Source organism: Pseudomonas schmalbachii (assembly GCF_017589465.1).
In the GTDB taxonomy this organism is placed as follows: Bacteria; Pseudomonadota; Gammaproteobacteria; order Pseudomonadales; family Pseudomonadaceae; genus Pseudomonas; species Pseudomonas schmalbachii.
Map to the genome: position 1 here is coordinate 277,747 of NZ_JAELYA010000006.1, position 14,056 is coordinate 291,802.

Below are 14,056 nucleotides of genomic sequence, written 5' to 3' on the forward strand. Positions count from 1 at the left end.
CCACTCCGGAGGGATTCAGGAAAACCAGAACCACCGAGCCACAACAACAAAGAGGTATCCCTGTGAAACTTGGAAAACTTGCTGCTGCGCTGTGCACGCTCTACATGGCCAGTTGCTCTGCACTGGCTGATGACCGGCCCAACCTCCTGATCATCGTTGCCGATGACATGGGCTACAGCGATATCGGCAGTTTCGGTGGTGAAATCGAAACCCCGAACCTCGATGCGCTGGCCAGGAACGGTGTGCGGCTGACCGGGTTTCATACGGCGCCCACTTGCTCCCCGGCGCGCTCGATGCTGCTGACCGGCACCGACAATCACCAGGCGGGCCTCGGCAACATGGCCGAACTGTTGCAGCCCGAACAGAAGGGGAAACCCGGCTACGAGGGATATCTCAACCAGCGGACCGCCAACATCGCGGAAGTCCTCAAGGCGGCCGGTTACCACACCTACACCACGGGCAAATGGCATCTCGGCCGGGCCGACGACCAGACGCCGGGAGCCCGGGGCTTCGAGCGCTCCTACGTCCTGCTGCAGGGCGCCGCCAGCCACTATGACGATCAGATTCCCGATCGCAACGTCGATCCCAAGGCGCTTTATCGCGACGACGGGAAACTCGTGGACGTGCCCAAGGGTTTCTTTTCCACGGAGTTCTATACCGACAAGCTCATCGAATACCTCGATGCCGACAGGCAGGACGGCAAGCCGTTCTTCGCCTACCTGGCCTATACGGCGCCGCATTGGCCGCTCCAGGCGCCGGACGAATGGATCAGGAAATACGAAGGCCGCTATGCGGGGGGCTATGAGAAGGTCCGGCAGCAGCGTCTGGCGCGCATGGAGAAACTCGGGATCATCGCTCCCGGCACCCGGCCGAACACGCCGATGCGCAACGCACTGCCAGGCTGGAGCGAGCTCACCGAGCAGCAGCGCATGGAGCAGGCACGCAGCATGGAAGTGTACGCAGCCATGATCGACAACATGGATCACCACATCGGGCGTCTGCTCGATCACCTGAAGTCCACCGGGAAACTCGATAACACCGTCATCCTGTTCATGTCCGACAACGGCGCCGACGGCAACTCGCCTCTCGACCTCCCCGGCAGCCGACAGTGGATCGAAAGCACCTTCGACAACAGCCTGCAGAACATGGGGCGCAAGGGATCGTTCATCGACTATGGGGCGCAATGGGCCCAGGTGAGCGCCACCCCGTGGCTGTATTACAAGGGCTTCACCAGCCAGGGCGGGATCGTCGCGCCAGCCATCCTCAATATTCCGTCGATGCAGGGACAGGGCAGCATCAACAGGGAAGTCTTCAGCGTGATGGATGTAATGCCGACCTTCCTGGAACTGGCCCACGTCCAGCACCCCGGCACCCGCTTCCAGGGGCGTGAGGTATACCCCATGCAGGGCCGCTCCATGCTTCCGGCCCTCGCCGGCCAGGCGCAGCCCGAGCGTGTGATCGGCTGGGAGCTGCTGGGGCGCCGTGCGGTGCGCAAGGGCGACTGGAAGATGATCTCGCTCAAACCGCCGTATGGAACCGGCCGGTGGCAGCTCTACGACATCGCCAGGGACCCCACCGAAGCGCGGGACATTTCCGCCGAGAATCCGCAAAAGGTCGCCGAACTGGCCAGCGACTGGGATACCTACGCCGCACGCAACCAGGTGCTGACCACGCCGGTGAACATCAAGTACGGCTTCCAGACGTGCCTGTACGGGAAGTGCTTCAGGTAATCCAGCGGATCGCCGTGCTCCGGCGTGGTGGCTGCCACGCCGGAGCACGCTGCTCGTGCAACTCGAGCTTGTAACTGCTGTGGAACTTGCCATGCTTCGTCGTCCAGGATACCTGTTCATCCCCTTGCCGCCGTCTGGCCGGTGACCATTGGACAGGTGCCGCTTCGGCCCTGACCAACGCAGCCACAGCATGCCCGTTCCCTTGATCTATCACGACGACTACAGCCCGCCGTTCCCGGAAGGCCATCGCTTCCCGATGGAGAAATTCCGCCTGCTGCGCGATCACCTGATCGACAGCGGCCTGACCAGCGACGAGCAGTTGCTGCGCCCCGAACCGTGCCCTGTGGATATCCTCGCCCTGGCCCATGACCGTGGCTATATCGAGCGCTACTGCGGCGGCGAGATGACCCGCGAGGAACTGCGCCGCCTCGGCCTGCCGTGGAGCGAAGCGCTGGCGCTGCGCACCGTGCGCGCGGTGGGCGGTTCGCTGCTCGGCGCGGAACTGGCGCTGCAGCACGGCCTGGCCTGCCATCTCGCCGGCGGCACCCACCACGCACACCACGATCACGCCTCGGGCTTCTGCATCTTCAACGACCTGGCGGTGATCGCCCTCTACCTGCTGGAAAGCGGCAAGGCCGGGCGCGTGCTGATCTTCGACTGCGACGTGCACCAGGGCGACGGCACCGCGCGCATCCTCGAGCACGTGCCGGACGCCGTCACCGTCTCGCTGCACTGCGAGAAGAACTTCCCGGCGCGCAAGGCCCGCAGCGACTGGGACATTCCCCTGCCGCTGCACATGGGCGACGCGGATTATCTGCGGGTGGTGGACGATGCGCTCGACTACCTGCTGCCGCTGTACCAGCCGGACATCGTGCTCTACGACGCCGGCGTGGATGTGCACAAGGACGATGCGCTGGGTTATCTACAGCTCACCGACGCCGGCCTGGCGGCGCGCGACGAGCGGGTTATCCACAAGTGCCTGGCGCGGGACATCCCCGTGATCGGCGTGATCGGCGGCGGCTACGACAGGGACCGCCATGCGCTGGCGCGGCGCCATGGCATCCTCCACCACAGCGCCCGGCGGGTATGGGATCGCCTGGGGATGGCTCAGGCCACGCGGTAGCGGGCGTTGTCGGTGCACATGCGCAACTGCGGCCGCTGCGCCTCCCAGCGGGAGAACTCGCGCTCCGAATAACCCAGCAGGGCGGCGGCGCGCCCGCGGTAGCCGGCGCCATAGGTCTTTCTGCAGAACAGCATCACCTGCTCCGCCACGTGGCATTTGAGCAGATCGGCCGGTTCGAGCGGATGCAGGGCACCGCGGTATTTCGGGGCGACGCCGTCCCACATCATGTACAGATAGAGGTTGTGCAGGGCGATGCGCAGCGACAGCTCCTCCAGCGGCCGTTGCTCGAAAGCCAGCCTGGATGAGTGCAGATTCCTCTCCAGACGATCCAGCATGAGCGCAGTCGCCTCGTTGAGCAGCTTGCGAATCTCGATCTGCGGCATGCGCCGGATAACGATATCCAGGCCGTCGACGCGAACGCGGGTGTCATGTCCCTCCAGCAGCAACAGGGCTTCGTGGGAACGCAGGTAATCTCGAACTTTCATCAGCTTCGAACCAAGAGTTTTTTCGAAGGCCGATACTGAAATCTGCGTCCGGCGAAGTAATGTCGGAAACCCCCGAAACTCGCTTCTGAAATTCCTAATCCTGCTCGAAAGGACAACTTTTCCACGTTTTCTGTGGAGCCGTCTGTGGATAAGCCGCGCAAAACCCTGGCAAGCGCCCGCTAGTGCTGGCGTGGCAATGGCTGACGACAAATTGATCAGCCCCTGACGCTGGGGGCTACGCTAGAATGCGCGCCCCGCTTCCAGCCCGTACCGATCCAGATGACCGACAACAGCACCCTCGCCTCCCGCTCCGCCGTGATCATCGGCGGCGGCCCCGCCGGCCTGATGGCCGCCGAGGTGCTCGGCGCCGCCGGGGTGCGCGTGGACCTGTACGACGGCATGCCCTCGGTGGGCCGCAAGTTCCTCCTGGCCGGCGTCGGCGGGATGAACATCACCCACTCGGAACCGCGCGAACCCTTCATCGCCCGCTACGGCTCGCGCAGCCGCGAGATCGCCGCCCTGCTCGAAGACTTCGACAGCCAGGCGCTGCGCGAGTGGATTCATGGGCTGGGCATCGAGACCTTCGTCGGCAGCTCCGGGCGGGTCTTCCCCACGGACATGAAGGCCGCGCCGCTGCTGCGCGCCTGGCTCAAGCGCCTGCGCGAGAGCGGCGTGGTTATCCACACCCGCCATCGCTGGCAGGGCTGGAATGCCGACGGCAGCCTTCGGATCACCACGCCCGAGGGCGCGCTGACGGTCCAGGCCGATGTGGTGGTGCTCGCCCTCGGCGGCGGCAGCTGGCAGCGGCTGGGCTCCGATGGCGCCTGGGTGCCGCTGCTGCAGGAGCGCGGTGTCGAAGTCGCCGCGCTGCAACCGGCCAACTGCGGCTTCGAGGTCGCCGGCTGGAGCGAGTTCTTCCGCGACAAGTTCGCCGGCGCGCCGGTGAAACCGGTCGCCATCCGCCTGGACGACGAGCCCGCGCGCCAGGGCGAGTTCGTCATCACCGCCGGCGGCGTCGAGGGCAGCCTGATCTATGCGCTTTCCTCTGCCGTGCGCGAGCGGATCAACGCCACGGGCTCGGCGACGACCCATCTCGACCTGCTGCCCAACCGCAGCCAGGAGCAGATCGCCAGGGCCCTGGCGCAACCGCGCGGCTCGAAATCGATGGCCAATCATCTGCGCAGCCGCCTCGGCCTGGATGGCGTGCGCGCCGGCCTGCTGCGCGAGTTGTCCACAGCAGACACCTACAACGATCCGGCCCGGCTGGCTGCGGCGATCAAGTCCCTGCCCCTCACCGTGATCCGCCCGCGCCCGCTGGACGAAGCGATCAGCAGCGCCGGCGGCGTGACCTTCGCAGCCATGGATGAACGGCTGATGCTGAAGGCGTTGCCGGGGGTGTTCTGCGCGGGAGAAATGCTCGACTGGGAAGCGCCCACCGGCGGCTACCTGCTCACCGCCTGCTTCGCCAGCGGCCGCGCGGCCGGGCTCGGCGCCCTGGCCTGGCTCGAACAGCGGCCCGCTGACTAAGCTTTCGTTCTTACTGCCCAGGAGTTCCTTTCATGCCTACCCCACCCTGGTGGCTGCTCATCCTGCCGCTGATCGCCGGCACCTGCCTGCCGCTGCAGGCCGGCATCAACGGCCAGCTCGCCCGGCAGGTATCCAGCGTGCTGGCCGCGGCGATGATTTCCTTCATGGTCGGCACCGCCGGGCTGATCGTCCTGACCCTCTGGCAGCGGGAAATCCCCACCTTCGCCGCCCTGCGCGGGCTGAACTGGTGGCACTGGTGCGGCGGCTTCCTCGGCATGTTCTTCATCTTCATCGCCGCCTACTCGGCACCGCGCATCGGTGCGCTGATGTTCATGGTGCTGGTACTCGCCGGCCAGCTGGGCATGGCGATGACCCTCGACCACTTCGGCTGGGCGGGCTTCCGCGAGGCGCCGGTGAGTGCGCTGAAGATCGGCGGACTGGCGCTGATCGCCGCCGGCATCTGGATGATCCGCAAGGGCTGAAATCCGCGAAGCACCTGTAGGGCGGGTGCAACCCGCCATTTCGGGGCAAGGAATCTGGCGGGTTTCACCCGCCCTACGGTTGGGTAATGAATTGTCGTGCCCGGGCTCGGCGGCTATAGTCGGGTCCGGCGTTCTCCACGCCTCCCGTCCGCGGAAAGGGCTGCGCCCAGGTGAATCCACAGCGTATTCCCGATACGACTCCCGGCCATCAGCGGACCAGGCCAGCTCAAGGAGATCGTATGTCTGCCCCCCGCTACGCCACACCCTGCACCGACGGCCGCATCAACCTCGAACAGCAGCGCAAGCGCGCTAGGGAACTGCTTCGCGACCTGCTGCGTAACGTTCCGGCTGCACACGCCATCCTGCTCCAGCACCTGCCCGCCGGCCTGCAGCGCCCGCCGCGCCTGGCCGATGCGCAATGGCTGATCGCCCGTGAACTGGGCTTCGCCAGTTGGCCGAAGCTCAAGGCCCACGTCGACGCCATCGACTTCGCCGCGCGCCATCCCGGCTTCGCCGCCGATGACGAAGCCGCCTGCCTGCACCTGCGCTGCGGCAACGACATCGCCCACAGCCTGGAGCTGGCCGGTTTCCGCGGCGAGTTCCGCATGTTCGCCGATCCGCTGGTGATGGGGCCGGTGCCGGATGTCGCGCTGGCCGACTACCTCCCCCTGCGCGCCGACTTCATCAGCCGCTCATTCGATATCCCGCCCGCCGATTCGCTGGGCCGGATGCGCGAGGAATACGCCGTGCTCGACGGTCTCGCCGAACGCCCGCGGGTGGTGCTCTGGTGCGAGGCGGATGCCTATGACCAGTTGTTCCTGATCCGCGTGCTCGCCAGCCTGGAACGGCTGCCGGCGCGGCTGGAACTGATCGAGGTCGACGGGGTGCCCGGCGTCGGGCGCTTCATCGGCATCGGCCAACTGGCGCCCGATGTTCTCGCCTGGCTCTGGCCGCAACGCCGCGCACTGGGCGACAACGCCCTGCATCTGGCACGGCGCGCCTGGGCCGCCTACTGCAACCCGTCGCCACGCGACTGGGCGGAACTGGCCCGGCAGCCAACGCCCGCCCTGCCCCTGCTCGGCACGGCGCTGCTCCGCCAGTTGCAGGAACTGCCGTCCCTGCGCGACGGCCTGTCGCTGACCGAACGCCTCGCCCTGCAAATACTGCGCGACAGCGAGGGACTCACCTTCGGCCAGGTCTTCGCCGAACTGATGACCCGCCGCGAACCGCTGCCCTATCTGGGCGACCTGATGCTCCATGCCCTGCTGCGTCCGCTGATCGACTCACCGACGCCGCTGCTGCATGAACGCGACGCCCACCTGCCCTGGCCACAGCGGCCGCTGGAGCTGACCGGACTCGGCCGGCAGGTGCAGGGCGGCGAACGCTACTGGCTGGACCAGGCCGCGCCGGAGCGCTGGGTCGGCGGCGTGCGCCTGCGCGCCGGACAGTCGCACTGGGCGCTGGATGACGACTTGCGGCCGGTCTGGAAAGACTGATCGTCGAATCGGCGCGCAATCCTTGATCAACCCCACTATGATTGCGCGCCTTTCCACTGCTCCACCAATAGGGCCTGTTGACGTTTCGTTCCGACCGCGACGGAGCCTGTTTTTGCGCGGAGCAAGGCGCGAGGAGAGTGGTTTGGTTATTCCAAATGAACGACGAGCAACGCAGCGCCGCGCAAAAACAGGCCCGTCCCTTCGGGTTGCGCGGCAAATGGCGCCATGCGTCGTTGCGGGACTTGGCAAGGGGGCGACCATTCCCTGCGTCCCACGCCTAGCCTGGCGCCATTTGTCGCAGCAACGCGGTTCGGAACGAAACATCAACAGGCCCTAATGCCATGAAGAAAATGCTGGTCGCCGACGCCGACGTCGAGCGCCTCGACACCTGGGCCAGATACACCAAGGATCTGTGCCGCGATTGCCATGCCACCTGCTGCACGCTGCCGGTGGAAGTGCGCATCGGCGACCTGATCCGCATCGGCGTGGTCGACGAATTCGAGCGCGGCGATCCGCCGAAGAACGTCGCCAAGCGCCTGCTCAAGGAAGGCATCGTCGAGCGCTTCAACCAGAAGAGCGGCATCTTCACCCTGACCCGCACCAGCAACGGCGACTGCCTGTACCTGGACCGCAAGTCGCGCCTCTGCACGATCTACAAGAATCGTCCGGACACCTGCCGCAACCACCCGCAGATCGGCCCGCGTCCGGGGTATTGCGCATATCGGAAGAAAACTTCCTGATCTTCGTGGTTCAGGGCTCGATCCCGGTCGGCACGGATTTGATCCAATCGCGCAAGGTCAGGAACAACGCACCGGAGTCCCGGGAACCCTGCCACAGCCGCCCCCGTTCGACATAACGGCTGTCACCGATCTGGTAGCGCAGGGTTCGCTCGTCGCCCAGTTGGCCGGCGAAATGCCCCGTCTGCCAATCGAGCAACAGAACCCTGACCGTCTCACGCACGTTGGCATCCAGGGCCTGGAGATAGGCACTGGCATCGTCTGCGGCCCACTGGTCCAAACAGGCCGAGCATGCAAGAGCATCGCCCTGCGTCTCTATCCGCCCCCGATAGATCGACTGGCGCCCTTGCATCAGTTCGATTTCGCTGACCAGCTTCAGACTGCGCGAGTCCCGGCTGAGCACACCCTGGGGCGCAACGACCAACGTAAGCACAGCGGCATCGGACACCTGTTTCCCCGCCTTGGTCAGGGCAGCAGCAAAATGCTCCCCGAACCAGTCATGCCGAGGGCGAGCATCGAGTGCCGACTGCAGCGGGGCAACCCGCTGATCGGCCTCGGTCTGCCGGGCATCCTGCACCGATGTCTGGGTCATGCCGGCCACCAATGCCATACCGATGGCCACACCCAGTGCGGAACCACCCCCGGCACCGGAGTTGCCGACGCCGCTCACGGAGCTGTGCAGGTTCTGTGCAGTGGCCGTGCCGTGCTGGATGATGCCGGCACCGTCATTGGCGACTTCGCTGCGCAACAAGCGGCGCTCGCCCGGCTCGATCCGCAGGGCAAGCGTCTGGCCAACGACGATACTCTGCAGGTCCACCGCCATGCTCGGCCGCAACGCCTCGCGGCTGCCGCAAGCGCTCAGCAGCAGCGCCAGCGCCAGAACACCCGCAAAGCGACCTTTCACGGCCTGGCCGCGGACAATTGCTGGTTGCGGAACACCCCGAGCAGGCTCTGCTGGGTCGAGTCCAGCGCCTGATAGAAGGCATTGGTCAGATTCGGGAAGTCCGGCGCCTCGTCCCATTCGCCATCGGCGCTGTGACTGAAGACATTCGGTTGGTAATAGAGCAGGTGGTTGTCGTTCAGATCGATGACGTAGGTAGTAACCACGACCTGTGCGACCGGAACGCTGGTGGGCACCATTCCGTAGTAGGTGCGCATGGTACCGGCACTACCGAATTCGAAGAGCACCAGCTTGTCGATCTGTTTCTGCGACTTGAGCGGCTGGAAGTCCTTGCTTGCATAGCCGGTCTTCTCGGCTTTGTTCTTGGCCAGGGTATCGAGTACGAGCGGGTCGTCGATGTTGACCGCCTGGTAGCCATCGGCTCGCAGCTGTTCGCCGACTTGTGCGGGGATGCTGCGCAGGCTGCTGGAATCCCATGTTTCCACTTTGCTGCGCAGGCCAGCCGCGAGGCCATTGTTCACTGCCATATCCAACAGTCCCTGCTGCCCGGCCATGATGACCGTGGGTTTCGGCACCTGGGTGTAGGCGATGCCTATGCGCTCCTGCTTTTGCGCCCAGAACGACTGGTCCATGGGGACGGGTGGCTGCGGCGTGGCACAGCCAGTCAGCAGGACGAGGCAAAGCAACGGCAACCCGAAGAGGGCCCGGCGGAATTCGTTCATCAGTAATCCTTATCTGAGAAGGTCTCCCGGCGGGATACCCGGAGACGCTCAACGGATTTTGATATAGCCATTTGACACCACGCAATGCCCGGTCACGCGGGCTGCGCCCCAAATGCCGCCTCGTTCAAAGTTTCGGAAATAGCCAACTTCTCCTTGCGCAATTCCTGACGGGTCAACGTAATCCGTCCACGGCAGATCACCGGTCAGGTGCGCAATCGATTGCCACGACAGACCGGCGTCCGATATCCCCACCCGCGACTGGAACGGCCGCCCGCTATACTGCGCGCTTCGCCCTGGAGCCTGCATGACTGCCCTGCTTGCCGACGCCTGGCGGCACCGCCCGACCCACCGGAAGGTCTGGGCGCTGGCCGCGCCGATGATTCTTTCCAATGTTTCCGTGCCGCTGGTGACGCTGGTCGACAGCGCGGTGATCGGCCATCTGCCGCATGCCCACCAGCTCGGCGCGGTGGCGGTCGGTGGCAGCCTGTACACGCTGCTGGTCGGCGTGCTCGGTTTCCTGCGCATGGGCACCACCGGTTTCGCCGCACAGGCAGCGGGACGTAGCGACGGAGGCGCGCTGCGCCGGATTCTTGGACAGGGACTGCTGCTGGCGCTGGGACTGGCTCTGCTGCTCAGCCTTATCGCGGTGCCGCTGACACCATTGGCGCTGGGCCTGATGCAGCCGTCGGCGGAGCTGGACGCGCTGGCCCGCGAGTTCTTCCACATCCGCCTGTACGGCCTGCCGGCGGCGCTGGCCAGCTATGCGCTGGTCGGCTGGTTCCTCGGCACGCAGAACGCCCGCGTGCCGCTGGCGATCCTGCTCACCACCAACCTGGTCAACCTGGTCCTGGAGCTGTGGTTCGTCCTCGGCCTCGACTGGGGCGTGCCCGGCGCGGCGCGGGCCTCGGTGATCGCCGAGTGGAGCGGCGCGCTGCTCGGCCTGGCCCTGACCGGCGGCGCGCTGCGCAAATATCCGGGCCTGCCGGAGTGGTCGCGGCTGCGCCGCTGGGCGAGCTGGCGGCCGCTGCTGACGGTCAATCGCGACATTTTCATCCGCAGCCTGGCGCTGCAGGGCGTGTTCTTCCTGGTCACGGTGCAGGGCACACGCCTGGGCGACGCCACGGTGGCGGCCAACGCGCTGTTGCTGAACGGCCTGATGATCACCTCCTACGCTCTCGACGGTCTCGCCCACGCGGTCGAGGCGCTGTGCGGCCATGCCATCGGCGGGCGTGACCGCACCGCCCTGCGCCGTTCGCTGGTGGTCGCCTGCGGCTGGTCGCTGCTCGCCAGCCTGGCCTTCGTCGCCTTCTTCGGTTTCGCCGGGCACCTGTTCATCGCCATGCAGAGCGACATCCCGGAAGTCCGCGCCACCGCCGACCACTACCTGCCGTACCTCGCCTGCCTGCCGCTGATCGGCATGTGGAGCTACCTGCTCGACGGCCTGTTCATCGGCGCCACCCGCGCCCGCGAGATGCGCAACGCCATGCTGCTGGCCTGCGCCGGCAGCCTGCCGCTGGGGATCGCCCTGCAGCCGCTGGGCAACCACGGCCTGTGGCTGGCGTTCCTCTGCTTCATGCTGCTGCGCGGGCTGATTCTCGGCGGCTATGCCTGGCATCTGACCCGGCGGGATGGCTGGCAGGCACCTGCCAGTGCCTGAGATTGAGCGCCCGGGCGTCCGCCGGACTGGCGCTGGCGGGACATGCCCACTAGATTCCCCAGAGTCGGTTGTCCGCTGCGCTGCATAGAGGGACCTAGCCCATGGCCCAAGCCATCGCCGCCTATCTGCACTTCATCTCGATCTTCATGCTGTTCGCCCTGCTGGTGCTGGAGCACCGGCTGTTCCGCCTGCCGCTGACCCTGGAACGGGCGCGCAACCTGGTGATCGTCGACCTGCTCTACGGCGTCTGCGCCGGGCTGGTGCTGCTCACTGGCGTGGCGCGGGCGCTGTGGTTCGCCAAGGGGCCGGAGTTCTACCTGTACAACAGCCTGTTCGTCGCCAAGGTCGGGCTGTTCGTGCTGGTCGGGCTGCTGTCGAGCTACCCGACCTTCACCTACCTGAACTGGCGCAACGAACTGAAGGCCGGGAACATCCCCGCCCCCAGCCCCCGGCAGGGCACGCTGGTGGTGCTGACCATCCGCGTCGAGCTGCTGCTCCTGCTGTTCCTGCCGCTGCTGGCGACGCTGATGGCGCGCGGCTACGACCTGCAGAGCCTGGGCCTCAGCTTCCACGTGCCCTAGATTTTCAGCAATCCCGTCAGGCGCCGGCGCAACGGCGGGATATCCACAGCCGCGATGCGTATGCGGAAGCGTTCGCGCAGCAGTTCGATGAGTTCGTCCGGATCGTCCACCCTCCGCTGCTCGACCTGTCCGTCCGCCCAGCGCCGGTTGAACTGGCCGTCGTTGAGGGTCAGGCGCACGCCGTCCTCGCTGATGGCGGCCTTGAGGAAGCGGCGGAACACGCTGTCCGGATGGGTCGAGGTGAACCAGTTGCGCGGCAGGTAATCGAGCCACAGCTGCGGCGCCAGACTGAAGTGATACAGCGGCTGCCAGCCCGAAGTGCCATGCACCGCCAACTCCAGCTCGCCCTCGCGCGGACCGGGAAGGATGCGCCAGCCACCGGGCAGCTCCTCACCGATCACCAGCGGCAGCGCCCGGTCCAGTGTCGGACCGCCGAAGCCGATATCCACCAGGCGGATGCCCTCCTCCAGATCGATGCGCAGCAGCAGGTGCGATTGCTGGGTCAGCTCCACCTCCGCCGGCACGCCCCAGCGCACCCGCGCCACCAGCAGCGTGACGCGGTAGCCGAGGCTCGCCAGCAGGCGCGCGAACAGGCTGTTCAGCTCGAAGCAGTAGCCGCCGCGGCCGCCCTCGACCAGCTTGGCGAACACCGCATCCGGCTCGATGCGCACCGGCCGCTCCAGCAGCACGTCGAGGTTCTCGAAAGGCAGGTGGTGCAGCGCGGCGTCGATCAGCCGGTCGAGGTTCGCGGCGGTCGGCGGGATCGCTTCCGGCGGCAATTCCAGGCGGGCCAGGCAGGCGTGCAACTGCTGCGGAGTGAAGGGGTTCAGTGGGGTCATGAGCGGTCTCCTTGTCTCAACGATCTTCCGGGATCAGCAGCGGGCCGCAACCCTGGTCGGTGATGAACACTGCCAGCAATTGCGCCGGCTGGCTGGCGCTGGGGCTCTCGGCGAACAGGTGCAGCACGCCGGTCGGTTCGAACCAGGTCTGCCCGGCGCGGTAAGTCTGCGCCGGCAAGGAACACTTTCATGCACATGGACAGCCTCCGATCAGGAAATCCGTTGGACAGGTGCGACTGTATGCCGCCAATGGCATAGTCGGCAGAGCCAAGATTCGTGGAAGTGACTGGGACATGAAAACACTGGGCCTGAACCTCGACCCCACGCTGGCACTGCCGATCTACCGCCAGCTCTACGAACGCTTCCGCGAAGCGATCGCCAGGGGAACGCTGCGCCCGGGCGAGCGCGTGCCGCCGGTGCGCGGGCTGGCCAGCGAGCTGGGCGTGGCGCGCGGCACGGTGGAGCTGGCCTATCAGTTGCTGACCAGCGAAGGCTATCTGCAGGCCAGGGGGCCGGCCGGCACGGTGGTTTCGCCGCAACTGGCGGAACGCGCCGCGACACCAGCGCAACGTCCTGCATCAGTGGCCGAACAGGTGCACCCCGGCCTGATCGCCCACGGCCCACAGATTCGTCCGTTCCAGCTCGGCCTCCCGGCGCTGGACGCCTTCCCCCGCGCGCTCTGGGCCCGCCTCGCGGCGCGTCGTCTGCGGCAACTCAGCCCGGCCGGGCTGGCCTATCCCGATCCATGCGGCCATGCGCCGCTGCGCCAGGCCATCGCCGGCTACCTGGGCGTCTCACGCGGGATTACCTGCGATCCGGCGCAGGTGTTCATCTGCGCCAGCTACCAGGGCGCGCTCGACATGATCAGCCGTACTCTGCTGCGCCTCGGCGACAAGGTCTGGCACGAGGACCCCGGCTATCCACGCAGCCGCGAACTGATGCGCGCCGCCGGGGCAAAACTGGTGCCGCTGCCGGTGGACGCGGACGGCCTGCGCGTGATGGACGGACTGGAGCGCGCGGCGGATGCGCGCTTCGCCGCGGTCACGCCGTCGCAGCAGAGCCCGACCGGCGTGGCGCTGTCGCTGCCGCGGCGCCTGGCGCTGCTGGACTGGGCGGCCGACGCCGGCAGCTGGATCATCGAGGACGACTACGACAGCGAATACCGCTACAGCGGCTTCCCTCTGCCGGCGCTGAAGAGCCTCGACCGCCAGGGCCGGGTGCTCTACACCGGCACCTTCAGCAAGGTGCTGTTCCCGTCCCTGCGCCTGGGCTATCTGGTCGTGCCGGAAAGCCAGGTCGACGGTTTCGTGCGCAGCTTCCAGACATTCTCCAGCGGCTGCTCGGAACTGCTGCAGGCGACGCTCTGCGACTTCTTCGTCGAGGGCCATTTCGCCCGCCACCTGAAGCGCACCCGCAGCCTCTACGCCGCGCGCCGCCAGTTGCTGCGGTCGGCGCTGGAGGAACAGTTGGGGGATCGCCTGAAGTTCGCCGACCTGCCCGGCGGCCTGCACCTGATCGGCCGGGTGGACGGCGACGACCGCGCCATCGCCCAGCGCGCCCACGCCAACGGGCTCGGCCTGCAGGCGTTGAATGCCTGGTGCGTGGAGGCCCGCCATGAGCCGGCGCTGATGCTGAGCTTCACCAATGTGGTGGATGAAGAAATGGCGACAAGGCTCGCCGAGCGAGTCGCGAAGGTGATGGAGCGTCCGTAGGTTGGCGCTGAGCGCAGCGAAGCCCAACATCCGCCGACGCCGGGTACTCCGCTGTTGGGGTTCG

General features: G+C 66.6%; 14 protein-coding genes. 9 read left to right on the forward strand and 5 right to left on the reverse strand.

Annotated features, from left to right (window positions below; translation table 11 throughout):
* Window positions 1–104: 104 nt before the first annotated feature.
* The gene (locus JFY56_RS16775) at window positions 105–1,730 is read left to right on the forward strand and encodes an arylsulfatase (protein ID WP_208315211.1); all 1,626 of its coding nucleotides are present in this window, start codon (window positions 105–107) and stop codon (window positions 1,728–1,730) included.
* A 190-nt stretch (window positions 1,731–1,920) separates the two neighbouring features.
* Window positions 1,921–2,853 carry a histone deacetylase family protein gene (locus JFY56_RS16780; RefSeq protein WP_208315074.1) on the forward strand — a complete coding sequence of 311 codons (933 nt, stop codon included), beginning with the start codon at window positions 1,921–1,923 and terminating at the stop codon, window positions 2,851–2,853.
* Here the strand turns inward: JFY56_RS16780 and JFY56_RS16785 are convergent.
* Window positions 2,838–3,338 (reverse strand): hypothetical protein, encoded by a 501-nt coding sequence (locus JFY56_RS16785; RefSeq protein ID WP_208315077.1) that lies wholly within the window; start codon window positions 3,336–3,338, stop codon window positions 2,838–2,840. The genes JFY56_RS16780 and JFY56_RS16785 overlap by 16 nt on opposite strands.
* A gap of 279 nt (window positions 3,339–3,617) precedes the next feature.
* Here JFY56_RS16785 and JFY56_RS16790 point away from each other — a divergent pair, with 279 nt between their 5' ends.
* The 4 genes from JFY56_RS16790 (at window position 3,618) to JFY56_RS16805 (ending at window position 7,583) form a co-directional block, all read left to right on the forward strand.
* Entirely contained in the window at window positions 3,618–4,865 is a 1,248-nt protein-coding gene (locus tag JFY56_RS16790; protein ID WP_208315078.1) for a TIGR03862 family flavoprotein, read from the forward strand.
* A 32-nt stretch (window positions 4,866–4,897) separates the two neighbouring features.
* A complete protein-coding gene (locus JFY56_RS16795; RefSeq protein WP_208315080.1) occupies window positions 4,898–5,347 on the forward strand; it encodes a DMT family transporter in 450 nt (149 codons plus the stop codon).
* Between the two features lie 239 nt (window positions 5,348–5,586).
* Window positions 5,587–6,843, forward strand: coding sequence for a DUF1835 domain-containing protein (locus JFY56_RS16800; RefSeq protein ID WP_208315082.1), 1,257 nt, complete (start codon window positions 5,587–5,589; stop codon window positions 6,841–6,843).
* Window positions 6,844–7,184: 341 nt separating this feature from the next.
* Window positions 7,185–7,583, forward strand: coding sequence for a YkgJ family cysteine cluster protein (locus JFY56_RS16805; protein ID WP_208315084.1), 399 nt, complete (start codon window positions 7,185–7,187; stop codon window positions 7,581–7,583).
* 10 nt (window positions 7,584–7,593) lie between these two features.
* On the opposite strand, the gene JFY56_RS16810 is transcribed toward JFY56_RS16805, so the two are convergent.
* Complete coding sequence (locus tag JFY56_RS16810; protein WP_208315086.1) at window positions 7,594–8,484, reverse strand: hypothetical protein; 891 nt, start codon at window positions 8,482–8,484, stop codon at window positions 7,594–7,596.
* A complete protein-coding gene (locus tag JFY56_RS16815) occupies window positions 8,481–9,203 on the reverse strand; it encodes a hypothetical protein (protein WP_208315088.1) in 723 nt (240 codons plus the stop codon). Before JFY56_RS16815 ends, JFY56_RS16810 begins: the two co-directional genes overlap by 4 nt.
* A 304-nt stretch (window positions 9,204–9,507) precedes the next feature.
* Between JFY56_RS16815 and JFY56_RS16820 the strand changes: the two genes are divergently transcribed.
* Both JFY56_RS16820 and JFY56_RS16825 read left to right on the forward strand, forming a co-directional pair.
* Window positions 9,508–10,860 (forward strand): MATE family efflux transporter, encoded by a 1,353-nt coding sequence (locus JFY56_RS16820; RefSeq protein WP_208315090.1) that lies wholly within the window; start codon window positions 9,508–9,510, stop codon window positions 10,858–10,860.
* Between the two features lie 101 nt (window positions 10,861–10,961).
* Window positions 10,962–11,441 (forward strand): DUF2214 family protein, encoded by a 480-nt coding sequence (locus JFY56_RS16825; protein WP_208315092.1) that lies wholly within the window; start codon window positions 10,962–10,964, stop codon window positions 11,439–11,441.
* On the opposite strand, the gene JFY56_RS16830 is transcribed toward JFY56_RS16825, so the two are convergent.
* Together JFY56_RS16830 and JFY56_RS16835 are read right to left on the reverse strand one after the other, a co-directional pair.
* Window positions 11,438–12,271, reverse strand: a complete 834-nt coding sequence (locus JFY56_RS16830; protein WP_408004425.1) for an arylamine N-acetyltransferase family protein — start codon at window positions 12,269–12,271, stop codon at window positions 11,438–11,440. The two genes, JFY56_RS16825 and JFY56_RS16830, sit on opposite strands and share 4 nt — an antisense overlap.
* A gap of 25 nt (window positions 12,272–12,296) precedes the next feature.
* Entirely contained in the window at window positions 12,297–12,458 is a 162-nt protein-coding gene (locus JFY56_RS16835; protein ID WP_208315095.1) for a cupin domain-containing protein, read from the reverse strand.
* A 115-nt stretch (window positions 12,459–12,573) separates the two neighbouring features.
* On the opposite strand from JFY56_RS16835, the gene pdxR reads away from it, so the two are divergent.
* Window positions 12,574–13,992 (forward strand): MocR-like pyridoxine biosynthesis transcription factor PdxR, encoded by a 1,419-nt coding sequence (gene pdxR / locus JFY56_RS16840; protein ID WP_208315097.1) that lies wholly within the window; start codon window positions 12,574–12,576, stop codon window positions 13,990–13,992.
* Window positions 13,993–14,056: the final 64 nt, after the last annotated feature.

Excerpts from the sequence above, each read along its gene's own strand:
- JFY56_RS16815 (WP_208315088.1), bottom strand. The coding sequence starts at position 9,203 with ATGAACGAATTCCGCCGGGCCCTCTTCGGGTTGCCGTTGCTTTGCCTC.
- JFY56_RS16820 (WP_208315090.1), top strand. The coding sequence starts at position 9,508 with ATGACTGCCCTGCTTGCCGACGCCTGGCGGCACCGCCCGACCCACCGG.
- JFY56_RS16795 (WP_208315080.1), top strand. The coding sequence starts at position 4,898 with ATGCCTACCCCACCCTGGTGGCTGCTCATCCTGCCGCTGATCGCCGGC.
- pdxR (WP_208315097.1), top strand. The coding sequence starts at position 12,574 with ATGAAAACACTGGGCCTGAACCTCGACCCCACGCTGGCACTGCCGATC.
- JFY56_RS16790 (WP_208315078.1), top strand. The coding sequence starts at position 3,618 with ATGACCGACAACAGCACCCTCGCCTCCCGCTCCGCCGTGATCATCGGC.
- JFY56_RS16785 (WP_208315077.1), bottom strand. The coding sequence starts at position 3,338 with ATGAAAGTTCGAGATTACCTGCGTTCCCACGAAGCCCTGTTGCTGCTG.
- JFY56_RS16825 (WP_208315092.1), top strand. The coding sequence starts at position 10,962 with ATGGCCCAAGCCATCGCCGCCTATCTGCACTTCATCTCGATCTTCATG.
- JFY56_RS16780 (WP_208315074.1), top strand. The coding sequence starts at position 1,921 with ATGCCCGTTCCCTTGATCTATCACGACGACTACAGCCCGCCGTTCCCG.
- JFY56_RS16775 (WP_208315211.1), top strand. The coding sequence starts at position 105 with ATGGCCAGTTGCTCTGCACTGGCTGATGACCGGCCCAACCTCCTGATC.
- JFY56_RS16800 (WP_208315082.1), top strand. The coding sequence starts at position 5,587 with ATGTCTGCCCCCCGCTACGCCACACCCTGCACCGACGGCCGCATCAAC.
- JFY56_RS16805 (WP_208315084.1), top strand. The coding sequence starts at position 7,185 with ATGAAGAAAATGCTGGTCGCCGACGCCGACGTCGAGCGCCTCGACACC.